The sequence below is a fragment of the Massilia sp. DD77 genome, from assembly GCF_036961685.1.
Taxonomy (GTDB): Bacteria; Pseudomonadota; Gammaproteobacteria; order Burkholderiales; family Burkholderiaceae_D; genus Telluria.
The window spans coordinates 1-11,599 of the sequence record NZ_JBAMDH010000069.1; the positions used below are offsets into that span (position 1 = coordinate 1).

10 protein-coding genes are annotated in these 11,599 nt (G+C 69.3%); 9 read left to right on the forward strand and 1 reads right to left on the reverse strand.

Annotation, left to right across the window (positions count from 1 at the left end; all coding sequences use genetic code 11):
- The 4 genes from V7778_RS24435 to adk all read left to right on the forward strand — a co-directional run.
- Positions 1-319 (forward strand): tetraacyldisaccharide 4'-kinase (locus V7778_RS24435; RefSeq protein WP_335560147.1); only part of this gene is annotated, 319 nt, incomplete at its 5' end.
- Complete coding sequence (locus V7778_RS24440; RefSeq protein WP_211520764.1) at positions 300-470, forward strand: Trm112 family protein; 171 nt, start codon at positions 300-302, stop codon at positions 468-470. The genes V7778_RS24435 and V7778_RS24440, both read left to right, overlap by 20 nt.
- A gap of 10 nt (positions 471-480) precedes the next feature.
- Complete coding sequence (gene kdsB / locus V7778_RS24445; RefSeq protein WP_335560149.1) at positions 481-1,233, forward strand: 3-deoxy-manno-octulosonate cytidylyltransferase; 753 nt, start codon at positions 481-483, stop codon at positions 1,231-1,233.
- Between the two features lie 211 nt (positions 1,234-1,444).
- A complete protein-coding gene (adk, locus tag V7778_RS24450; protein ID WP_335560151.1) occupies positions 1,445-2,101 on the forward strand; it encodes an adenylate kinase in 657 nt (218 codons plus the stop codon).
- Positions 2,102-2,390: 289 nt separating this feature from the next.
- On the opposite strand, the gene V7778_RS24455 is transcribed toward adk, so the two are convergent.
- Complete coding sequence (locus V7778_RS24455; RefSeq protein WP_335560153.1) at positions 2,391-2,924, reverse strand: DsbA family protein; 534 nt, start codon at positions 2,922-2,924, stop codon at positions 2,391-2,393.
- Between the two features lie 115 nt (positions 2,925-3,039).
- Here V7778_RS24455 and V7778_RS24460 point away from each other — a divergent pair, with 115 nt between their 5' ends.
- The 5 genes from V7778_RS24460 to V7778_RS24480 all read left to right on the forward strand — a co-directional run.
- On the forward strand, positions 3,040-3,672 hold the full coding sequence (locus V7778_RS24460) for a hypothetical protein (protein ID WP_335560155.1): 633 nt from the start codon (positions 3,040-3,042) through the stop codon (positions 3,670-3,672).
- Positions 3,673-3,795: 123 nt separating this feature from the next.
- On the forward strand, positions 3,796-4,554 hold the full coding sequence (locus V7778_RS24465) for a 3-hydroxyacyl-CoA dehydrogenase (protein WP_335560157.1): 759 nt from the start codon (positions 3,796-3,798) through the stop codon (positions 4,552-4,554).
- Positions 4,555-4,661: 107 nt separating this feature from the next.
- Positions 4,662-6,443 (forward strand): gamma-glutamyltransferase, encoded by a 1,782-nt coding sequence (gene ggt, locus V7778_RS24470; protein ID WP_442920757.1) that lies wholly within the window; start codon positions 4,662-4,664, stop codon positions 6,441-6,443.
- Positions 6,444-6,502: 59 nt separating this feature from the next.
- Positions 6,503-7,672 (forward strand): patatin-like phospholipase family protein, encoded by a 1,170-nt coding sequence (locus V7778_RS24475; RefSeq protein WP_335560160.1) that lies wholly within the window; start codon positions 6,503-6,505, stop codon positions 7,670-7,672.
- Positions 7,669-11,599, forward strand: a 3,931-nt coding sequence (locus V7778_RS24480; RefSeq protein ID WP_335560161.1) for a hybrid sensor histidine kinase/response regulator, incomplete at its 3' end; no start/stop codon positions are given. The genes V7778_RS24475 and V7778_RS24480, both read left to right, overlap by 4 nt.

The following is an 11,599-nucleotide window of genomic DNA, read 5'->3' on the forward strand; positions in this document are numbered from 1 at the left end:
GCTGACCGCCTTCGCCGGCAAGCGCCTGGCCGCGGCCGCCGGCATCGGCAATCCGGGCCGCTTCTTCGCCATGCTGCGGGGGCACGGACTGGACTTCACCGAGCTGCCGCTGCCCGACCACCACGACTTCCTCGACCGTCCCTTCGACGGCCTCGACGCCGATGTCATCCTGATCACGGAGAAGGATGCAGTAAAATGTCGGCAACTTGATAACCTGAAGGACGACCCGCGGCTGTGGGTCGTGCCGGTGACGGCGCAGCTCGATGCTGCGCTGGCCGAACAAATCGTGGAGAAATGTCGTGGACGCTCGACTGCTTGATATCCTGGTCTGCCCGCTGTGCAAGGGCCCGCTCGAATACGATAAGAAGGCGCAGGAACTGACCTGCCGCCCCGATCGCCTGGCTTACCCGATCCGCGATGGCATCCCGATCATGTGGGCCGACCAGGCCCGCAGGATCGAGCCGACCTGAGCGGCGCGCCATGGGCTTCACCGTCATCATTCCCGCGCGCCTGGCCTCGACCCGCCTGCCGAACAAGCCGCTGGCCGACCTCGGCGGCAAGCCGATGGTGGTGCGCGTGGCCGAACGCGCGCGCGAATCCGGCGCGACCCGCATCATCGTCGCCACCGACCACGAGGACATCGCCGCCGCCTGCGCGGCCCACGGCGTGCACGCGGTCCTGACCCGCGCCGACCATCCGTCCGGCACCGACCGCATCGCCGAAGTGGCGCAGATACTCGGCCTGCCCGACGACGAAGTGGTGGTCAACCTGCAGGGCGACGAGCCGCTGATCGACCCCGGCCTGCTGGCCGATTGCGCCGCGCGCATCCGGCCGGGCGTGCCGATGGCCACCTGCGCCCACCCGATCGACCGGGCCGACGACGCGTTCAACCCGAACGTGGTGAAGGTGGTGCTCGACAAGGAGGGCAGGGCGCTGTACTTCTCGCGCGCCACGATTCCCTGGCACCGCGACGCCTTCGCCCAGTCGCGCGACGGGCTGCCGGCCGGCTACGTGCCGCTGCGCCACATCGGTCTTTATGCCTACAGCAATGCCTTCCTTCAGGCCTATCCCAAACTGGAGAGTTCGCCGCTCGAGCACATCGAGGCGCTGGAACAGCTGCGCGTGCTGTGGCACGGCTATCCGATCGCGGTGCACGTGACCGCCGGCGCTCCGCACGCGGGCGTCGATACCCCCGAGGACCTGGCACGCGTACGCCAGCATTTCGCGTCTTGATCCAGCCTGCAGTACGTCCTCGCGGCGTCTGCGCTGCGTCAACTTTTGTTGCCGGCGGAAGCTCCCCAAGGTGGCGTTGAGGCTGACTTTTGTGGTAACTTTCGTGTCAAGCTAGTCAGATATGCATCATGTGCGACATCAAGCGCGGCATCAAGCGCCATCGTTCGCCACCCACAAAATTCCAATCCATCCTTCGAACTCTAGGAAACACATGCGTCTCATTCTGTTAGGAGCACCCGGCGCCGGCAAGGGCACCCAGGCCAACTTCATCAAGGAGAAGTTCAACATCCCGCAAATCTCGACCGGCGACATGCTGCGCGCCGCGATCAAGGCGGGCACCGAACTGGGCCTGGCTGCGAAGAAGGTGATGGATGCGGGCCAGCTGGTCTCGGACGACATCATCATCGGCCTGGTCAAGGAGCGCCTGAAGGAAGCGGATTGCGCCAACGGCTACCTGTTCGACGGCTTCCCGCGCACCATCGCGCAGGCCGACGCCATGAAGGACAGCGGCGTGAACATCGACTACGTGCTGGAAATCGACGTACCTGACGAAATGATCGTCGAGCGCATGTCGGGCCGCCGCTCGCACCCGGGTTCGGGCCGCGTCTACCACGTCAAGTTCAACCCGCCGAAGGCCGAGGGCATCGACGACGTGAGCGGCGAGCCGCTGGTCCAGCGCGACGACGACAAGGAAGAAACCGTCAAGAAGCGCCTCGAGGTCTACCATAACCAGACCGAAGTGCTGCTGGGCTACTACAACAAGTGGGCGCAATCGGGCCTGCCGGGCGCGCCGAAGTACCGCAAGATCTCGGGCGTCGGTCCGGTGGAGCAGGTGCGCGAAGCGGCCTTCGCGGCGCTGGCGGAATAAGCGCCTTCGCGTGACGACAAAAGCGGCCCTGCGGGGCCGCTTTTGTTTGTAGGGTCGGCGGCTTTGCCGCCGACGCGGTGATTGCTGGCGGGTGCGTGCCTACCCGATGCGGTCATGGCTGCCTGTCGAACTTGGATCCCCGCCTTCGCGGGGACGACGGCGAAGGGATGCGAACTGCTGAGGAGGAATGATGCGTCACGTAGGGTGGACGGGTGATTCAAGCCAGTGGCTTGAGTCACCAACGCCCACGCGTTCGACGCACGCCCGCTCCGCCGCACCGCCAAACGACTCAACGCCCGTTCAGCGCTTCCTCGATCGCCGCCGTCAACGACGCGCGATCCGAATCCCCCCGATACCGCTGGCCGTTGAAGAAAAACGCCGGCGTCGCCGTCGCCCCGACGCGCGCCGCATCGTCCGCATGCGCGCGCACCTTGTCCCGGTAACGCCGGCTCTCGACGTCCCGGCGAAACTTCTCCACATCCAGCCCCAGCTCCTGCGCCAACAGCGGCAGCGTGGCCGCATCCAGCTGCCGCTGGTGCTCGAACAGCGCATCATGCATGCCCCAGAACTGCCCCTGCGCCGCGGCCGCCTCCGCCGCCTCCGCGGCCAGCCCGGCCAGCGGATGCAGGTGTTCCAGCGGCAGGTGCCGGTACACCAGGACCAGGCGCGCGCCGTGGCGTTCCTGCAGCGCCGCCAGGGTCGGCCGCGCGCGTGCGCAATACGGACACTGGAAGTCGCCGTACTCGATCACCACCAGCTCCGCATCGCGCGCGCCGCGCACATGGTCGTCCGCCGCCGCCGCTGCAATTGCCTGCTCGCCCATCGCCGCTCCCCGCGGCGTGTCGCCGCGCAATCATGTGAGAATGTGTTTCGTGTGCGCCGTGCCCGCCGGGGCAGGCCGATAATGGTTCACGGTCATCCAACCCATGAGGTGAACCATGAACCCATTTAGCCACATCCTGGCGCTGCTCGTCGCACTCCCGGCGGCAGGCGCTGCACAGGCCCAGACCCAGGCCCAGGCCCAGGCCACGGGCGCCGCGCCCAAGCCGCAGGAAAAACCGCGCGAAGCCGGGCCCGTCTACGGCCCGGTGCTGAATCCCCAGGCGGCGCAGACGAGCCCGGCGGCCCCGGCGCCCGCCGCCGAGGCCAGCCCGCAAGCCCAGGAGGAGCGCGCCGCCCCCGCCCAGCAGGCCCGGCAGCGCCAGGACGAGCCCGACCCGTCGGCGCGTCCCGCTCCTCAGCCGCCGCAGCCCGAACCCGGCCAGAAGGCTCAGCCGCCGACGAAGGATCCCAAGGCCAAGCCCGCGCCGCGCCGCGCCGGCGCCCAGCTGCGCATCGAGCCGACGCCGCGCATTGCCGCGCCCTCGGCCCATCCCTACGGCCGCGTGACCGCCCCGCCCAGCGCCGCGCCCACGCCCACCGCGCCCAGCAGCGTCCAGATCGGCACATGCCAGGGCAACGTCTGCACCGACAGCAAGGGCACGTCTTACGCGACCGGCGTGGGCAACGCCGCCGTCAACAGCAGCGGCCGGCTGTGCACGCGCAACGGCACCACGATGCAATGCTTTTGATGAAACATGGTTTTTCTTGGCAAAAGTTCGCTACAATGCCGCTGCTTGACGTTTACGTAAAGGTCAACCACAAGGCGGCCTGGCGTCCATGCAGCGTCATATGAACTTCTACAAGGGAAAACCATGCAAATTCAGAACAATGTGTTCATCGTCACCGGTGGCGCGTCGGGCTTGGGAGCGGCCACTGCGCGCATGATCACGGAAGCCGGCGGCAAGGTCGTCATCGCCGACGTGCAGGCCGAAGCGGGCGCCGCCCTGGCGGCCGAGCTGGGTGGCCAGTTCGTCAAGTGCGACGTCACGTCGGAAGCCGATGGCCTGGCCGTGGTCGCCGCGGCGACCGCGATGGGCACGCTGCGCGGCCTGGTCAACTGCGCGGGCGTGGCCCCGGCGGTCAAGACCGTGGGCAAGGACGGCCCGCACCCGCTGGACGCCTTCCAGCGCGCGGTGAACATCAACCTGGTGGGCACCTTCAACATGGCGCGCCTGGCCGCCGATGCGATGGGCAAGCTTGACGCCGGCGAATACGGCGAGCGCGGCATCATCATCAACACCGCCTCGGTCGCGGCCTTCGACGGCCAGATCGGCCAGGCCGCCTACGGCTCGTCCAAGGCCGCCGTTGCCGGCATGACCCTGCCGATGGCGCGCGACCTGGCGCGCAGCGGCATCCGCGTGATGACCATCGCCCCGGGCATCTTCGAGACCCCGATGCTGATGGGCATGCCGCAGGAAGTGCGCGACTCGCTGGGCAAGATGGTCCCGTTCCCACCACGCCTTGGCATGCCGAAGGAATACGCGCACCTGGCCAAGGCCATCATCGAAAACGTGATGCTCAACGGCGAAACGATCCGCCTGGATGGCGCGATCCGCATGCAGCCGAAATAAGCTCTTGTCCTGAAAGCAACCCGCAGATGCTGTAGGATGCGGGGAGTGCGGGCGCGTCTCATGGTGTGTTCCATGCTGCGCGCCCGCCTTGCTTTTGGAGAGCCGATTTGAACCGATTCAAATTTTTTGCCCTTGGCCTGGCGCTTGCCAGCGCCTTCCAGTTCCCCGTCCAGGCCCAGGACACCCGCCAGGCCGCGCCCGAAGCGGCGACCGGCTACCGCGACAAGGCCGGCTGGCCCGCCAGGAAATACATGGTCGCCGCGGCCAATCCGCTCGCGGTCGATGCCGGCTACCAGATCCTCAAGAAGGGCGGCAGCGCGATCGACGCCGCCATCGCCACCCAGCTGGTCCTGACGCTGGTGGAGCCGCAATCCTCGGGCATCGGCGGCGGCGCCTTCCTGGTGCACTATGACGGCAAGCAGACCCAGGCCTTCGACGGCCGCGAAACCGCCCCAGCCAAGGCCGACGAACGCCTGTTCCAGCGCCCCGACGGCAAGCCGCTCTCGCGCGTCGAGGGTGTCGTCGGCGGACGCTCGGTGGGCGCGCCGGGCGTGCTGCGCATGCTGGAACTGGCGCACCGCCAGCACGGCAAGCTGCCCTGGAAGGCGCTGTTCGAACCGGCCGTCCGCCTGTCCGAGCAAGGCTTCGCGGTCAGCGAGCGCCTGCATGCGCTGCTGCGCTACGACGCCCACTTGCGCAAGGACCCGGCGGCGGCGGCCTATTTCTATGATGCGGACGGCAAGCCCTGGCCGGTCGGCCATGTGCTGAAGAACCCGCTGCTGGCCAAGACCCTGCGCGAGATCGCCGAAGGCGGAGCGGACGTGTTCTACACGGGCCACATCGCGCGCGCGATCGCGGCCAAGGTGGCGAATCACCCGACCAACCCGGGCCTGCTCACGGCCGCCGACATTGCCGGCTATCAGCCCAAACTGCGCACGCCGGTCTGCAGCGACTATCGGGGCTACAGCGTGTGCGGCATGCCGCCACCGTCCTCGGGCGGCATCGCCGTGGCCCAGATGCTGGGCATGTTCGAAACCATGGACATGAAATCGCTCGCGCCGGTCGATGGCGTGCCGGGCCCGCAGGCCCTGCACGTGTTCTCGGAAGTGGGCCGCCTGGCCTACGCCGACCGCAACCGCTACGCCGCCGACACCGACTTCGTGCCCCTGCCGGGCCGGGGCGTGGCGAGCCTGATCGACAAGTCCTACCTGGCCAGGCGCGCCGCGCTGGTCGGCCAGCGCTCGATGGGCGAGGCGCCGGCCGGCATGCCGCCGGGCCTGGAAGCGGCCTGGCGCTGGGGCAAGGACAACGCCATCGAAACCCCGTCCACCTCGCACGTGGCCGTGGTCGACGGCTACGGCATGGGCCTGGCCATGACCACCACCATCGAGGACGCCTTCGGTTCGCGCCAGATGGTCGGCGGCTTCCTCCTCAATAACCAGCTCACCGATTTCTCCTTCGATGCACGCGACGCCAACGGCCCGGTGGCCAACCGCGTCGAGGCGGGCAAGCGCCCGCGCAGCGCCATGTCGCCGACCGTGGTGTTCGACAGGAAGACCGGCAAGCTGGTGCTGGCGGTCGGCTCGCCCGGCGGGCCGGCCATCATCAACTACGTGGCCAAGGTGCTGGTCGGGACCATCGACTGGGGCCTCAATGTGCAGCAGGCGATCTCGCTGCCGAACTTCGGCAGCCGCAACGGGCCGACCGAGCTGGAAGCAGGGCGCTTCCCGCTGTCCACCGTCGAGGCGCTCCAGGCGCGCGGCCACAAGATCCGGCAAAGCGAACAGACCTCGGGCCTGCACGGCATCCAGCGCATGGACATCCATGGGGTGCCGCTGTGGTTCGGTGGTGCGGATCCGCGACGCGAAGGCGTGGCAAAAGGTGATTAATGGTTAAGTAAACAGGACATATTTCCCTAAAGCTAGCCCAGGTTTGCTAAGCTTGCAGAGTGGATAGTAAACAAAAAACCGGGCTGATCCTGACCGGAGGCGGCGCCCGGGCTGCCTACCAGGCGGGCGTGCTGCATGCGGTGCAGCAGATCCTGGTGGAAGCCGGCCGCAGCGCCCCCCAAACCCCGTTCGACATCATTTGCGGCACCTCGGCCGGCGCGCTCAATGCGACCGCCCTTGCGTGCCGCGCCGACGATTTCGCGAGCGGGGTGCGCGGCCTGCTGGCGGTGTGGGAAGACGTGGCCGCGCACCAGGTCTACCGGGCCGACTCGCTGGCCGTGCTGGGCTCGGGCGCGCGCTGGCTCTCGCTGCTGTCCTTCGGCTGGCTGCTGCGCAAATGGCGTGCCGCGCCGCCCCAGTCCCTGCTCGACAACACGCCCCTGGCCGGCCTGCTGCACCATGCGCTCGATCTGCCGCGCCTGGACGCGGCCCTCGCCGACGGGGTGCTGCACGCGCTGGCCATCACCGCCTCGTCGTACAGCAGCGGCCACCACCTGACCTTCTACCAGAGCGCCGCGCCGATCGAGCCCTGGGTGCGCCACCAGCGCATGGCGCTGGCGACCCAGATCGGGGTCGAGCACCTGCTGGCCTCGAGCGCGATCCCCTTCATCTTCCCGGCCGTGCCCCTGTACCTGGCCGGCCGGCGCGAGTATTGCGGCGACGGCTCGATGCGCCAGCTGGCGCCGATCGCGCCCGCCATCCACCTGGGCGCCACCCGGGTGCTGGTGATCGGCGCCGGCCGCATGACCGAGCCGGCGCGCGACGACGTCAACAGCGGCGGCTACCCTAGCCTGGCCCAGGTGGCCGGCCATGCGCTGTCCTCGATCTTCCTCGACAGCCTGGCGGTGGACGTCGAGCGCGTGCAGCGGGTCAACCATACCCTGGCGCGCATCCCGGAGGAGGCGCGCGCCGGCATGGCGCTCAAGCCGGTCAAGCTCCTGGTCATCGCGCCCAGCGAACGCCTGGACGACATCGCCGCGCGCCACGTGCGCAGCCTGCCCCCGCCGGTGCGCACCCTGCTGGGCGGGATCGGCGCGCTCGAATCGCGCGGTTCCGCGCTCGCGTCCTACCTGCTGTTCGAGGCCAGCTACACGCGCGAACTGATCCGCCTGGGCGAGCGCGATACGCTCGCGCGCCGCCACGACGTCCTGTCCTTCTTCGCATCATGACGGTCTTCGTGCGCCTGTTCCTGCTGGTCCTGGCCCTGGCCATGGCGCCGTCCGCGATGGCCGCCCCGGAGCCCACCCTGCGCTTCGACCACCTGTCGGTGCAGCACGGGCTGCCCCAGGAGTCGGTGCTGTCGATGGTCCAGGACCGCGACGGCTTCATGTGGTTCGGCACCCAGTCCGGCGTCTCGCGCTTCGACGGCTACCGCTTCATCACCTACCGCAACGAGATGGGCAACCCGAAGAGCCTGGCCGATAACTGGGTGCGCGCGCTGCACGTCGACCGCCATGGCCAGCTGTGGCTGGGCACCGACGGGGGCCTGAACCGTTTCGACCCGGCCACGCGCAGCTTCACCCTGTTCCTGCCGAACGAAACCTCGCGGCGCGGCAACGGCAACCGCCACATCAAGACCATGATCAGCGACGGCCGCGACGGACTGTGGATCGGCACCGGCGACGGCCTCCAGCACTTCGACATGGTGAGCAAGCGCTTCACCAGCTGGCACCGCGAACCGGGCGAACCCGGCACCCTGAGCGACGACGGCATCACCGCGCTGGCGCTGGACGCCAGCGGGCGCCTGTGGATCGGCACCGCGGCGGGCCTGGACAGCTTCGGCCCGGCGCGCACCCGCTTCGACCACCATCCCGCCGGGCTCCTCAAGCGCGATACCCCGGTGCACGCGCTCCTGGTGGACGATGGGCAGCGCCTGTGGGTGGGGCGCTTCGGCGGCCTCGAACGCCACGCCCTGGAAGGCGCGGAGCGCGGCCGGGTGCGCCGCTACCGCACGGCGGACGGCATCGGCCCGTACTGGATCACCACCCTCTACCAGGACCAGGACGGCACCCTCTGGGCCGGCTCGCACGACGACGGCCTGTACCGCTGGCGCGTGGGCGGCGACCGCTTCGACGCCTATCGCAACACCGTCACCGACCGCCGCAGCCTGGCCGACAACTACGTTTCCGCCCTGTATCGCGACAGCGTCGGCACCTTCTGGGTCGGCACCTGGTACAGCGGGGTGTCGCGCGCGGACCTGGACAGCGGCGGCTTCGCCCGCATCGTCGCCCGGCCCGGCGCGCCCGACTCGCTGGCCGACAGCAGGGTGCGCGTGCTGATGGAAGAGGGCAACCGCCTGTGGGTGGGCAGCACCACGGGCCTGAGCCTGCTCGACCCGGCCACCGGCAAGGCCGTCGTGTACCGCCACGATCCCGCCAACCCGAACAGCCTGATCGACACGCCGGCGACCGCGCTGGCGCGCGACCGCGACGGCGTGCTGTGGATCGGCAGCCGCAGCGGCATCACCGGCTTCGATCCGCGCAGCGGGCGCTTCCGCCGCAAGCTGCTGCCGGGCGACGCCGAAGCGAACAACGTGCGCGGCATGCTGGCCGCGCGCGACGGCTACGTGTGGATCACTTCGCTCGGCGGCCTGCACCGCTTCGACCCCGTCAGCCAGGAAGTGGTCAGCTACCGCCACGATGCGGGCCGCATGGCCAGCCTGGCCGACGACATCACCCGTCCGCTGCTGGAGGATTCGCGTGGCCGCTTCTGGGTCGGTACCTTCGACGGCCTCGACCTGCTCGACCGCAAGAGCGGGCGCTTCCGCCACTTCCGCCACGACCCCTACCAGACCAACACGCTGAGCAACGACGAGATCCACTACCTGATGGAGGACAGCCGCGGCGACGTCTGGGTCGGGACCGCGGGCGGCTTGAACCGCATGATCACGGCCGCCGACGGCTCTGTGCGTTTCGTGCGCTACACCACCCGTGACGGCTTGGTGGACGACGCCGTCGCCGCCATGCTGGAAGACGCCGACGGACGCATCTGGGTCTCGACCTCCAGCGGCCTGTCCAGCTTCGACCCGAAATCCGGGCGCTGGCGCAGCTACACCTCGGCCGACGGCATCACCGAGGGCGCCTTTTTCGACGCCTCGGCCCTGCGCGCCTCGGACGGCACCCTGTACTACGGTGGCTTCAACGGCATCACCGCCTTCGATCCGCGCGCCATCCGCGACAACCACAGCGCGCCGCGCGCCGTGATCACCGGCCTGCAGGTATTCAACCGTCCGATCGAGCAGGCCATGCCGGGCGTCCTGAGCGGGCCGGTGGAGCATGCCGACCAGATCACCTTGCCTGTCGACGCGGCGGTGCTGACCCTGGAATTCGCGGCCCTGCACTTCGCCGCGCCGGAGCGCAACCGCTTCGCCTACCGGCTCGACGGCTTCGACCAGGGCTGGGTCCAGACCGGCGCCGACAAGCGCTTCGCCACCTATACCAACCTGGAGCCGGGCACCTATGTGTTCCGGGTGCGCGCCGCCAACAAGGACGGGGTGTGGAGCGAGGACGTGGCGGCGCTGGCGATCACGATCGAACCGCCGCCCTGGGGCACGCCCTGGTTCCGCATCGGCGCGGCGGCGCTGTTCTGCACCGCGGTCTACGTCGCCCTGCGCATGCGCCTGGCCGGCCTGCGCCACCAGAAGGAGCGCCTGGAGCGCCAGGTGGGCGCGCGCACCGAGCAGGTCGAGCACCAGAACCGGGTGCTGGAACGCCAGACCCAGGAACTGCGTGAGCAGGAGCGGCGGGTGCGGGCCCAGACCAACGAACTGCAGAACGCCTACCGCGCGCTGCAGGAGAACGAGGAATTCCTGCGCCAGGCCAAGCAGCGCGCCGAGGACGCGACGCGCCAGAAATCCGAGTTCCTGGCCAACATGAGCCACGAGATGCGCACCCCCCTGGCCGGCGTGATCGGCATGCTCGGTTTCGCGCTGCGCGACGGCGCGATCAAGGACGCCACGCGCGACCAGATCCTGCGCGGCCAGGCCAATGCCCAGGCCCTGCTGGCGATCATCAACGACCTGCTCGACTTCTCCAAGATCGAGGCCGGCAAGCTGAGTATCGAAAGCATCGACTTCGACCTGCACACGGCGATCACCAACGTGGCCAGCCTGTTCCAGGAGCAGGCGGCGGCCCACAGCCTGGACTTCTCGGTGACCCTGGGCGAGGACCTGCCGCGCTTCGTGGTGGGCGACCCGACGCGCCTGCGCCAGGTGCTGGTCAACCTGGTCGGGAACGCCTTCAAGTTCACCCGCTCGGGCGGGGTGCGGGTCGAGGTCGAGCGCCGGCCCGACGACCAGCCGAAGGACGTGGCGGCGGAGGGCGAGCGCGGCCACATGATCCGCTTCACGGTGCGCGATACCGGCATCGGCATCCCGGCCGCGGCGCTGCCGCGCCTGTTCCAGAAGTTCGAGCAGGCCGACACCACCACCACCCGCCGCTACGGCGGCACCGGCCTGGGGCTGGCGATCTGCCGCCAGCTGGTGGAGCTGATGGGCGGCACCATCGGCGTCAACAGCACCGAGGGCAAGGGCAGCGTGTTCAGCGTGCTGCTGCCGCTGCGCGACGGCGTCGAGCCGCCCCAGGCCGAACTGCTGGCGCGCGCACCGCACAGCCACCGCCTGCGCATCCTGTGCGCCGAGGACTTCCCGACCAACCAGATCATCGCGCGCCTGATGATCGAGGAGATGGGGCACCAGGTCGACGTGGTCGCCAACGGCGCCGAGGCGGTCCAGGCCTGCTCGCGCACGCGCTACGACCTGGTCCTGATGGACGGCCGCATGCCCGAGATGGACGGCGCCACCGCCACCCGCCTGATCCGCGCCGGCGGCACCATGGAAGCGCCGGTCATCGACCAGCACGTGATGATCGTCGCGCTCACCGCCAACGCCACCGGCGAGGACCGCGCGCGCTACCTGGCCTGCGGCATGGACGCCTTCCTGACCAAGCCGATCGATGAAGAAGCGCTGCACTACCAGATCGGGCGCGCGATCGAGCGCCAGCAGCAGCGCGGCGTGACGCTTGCCCCGATGCCGGCCGGCGCCGCGGTGCGTGATGCCGCCACCCCGGTGAATGCCCCGGTCGCGGCGCTGGCCGAGC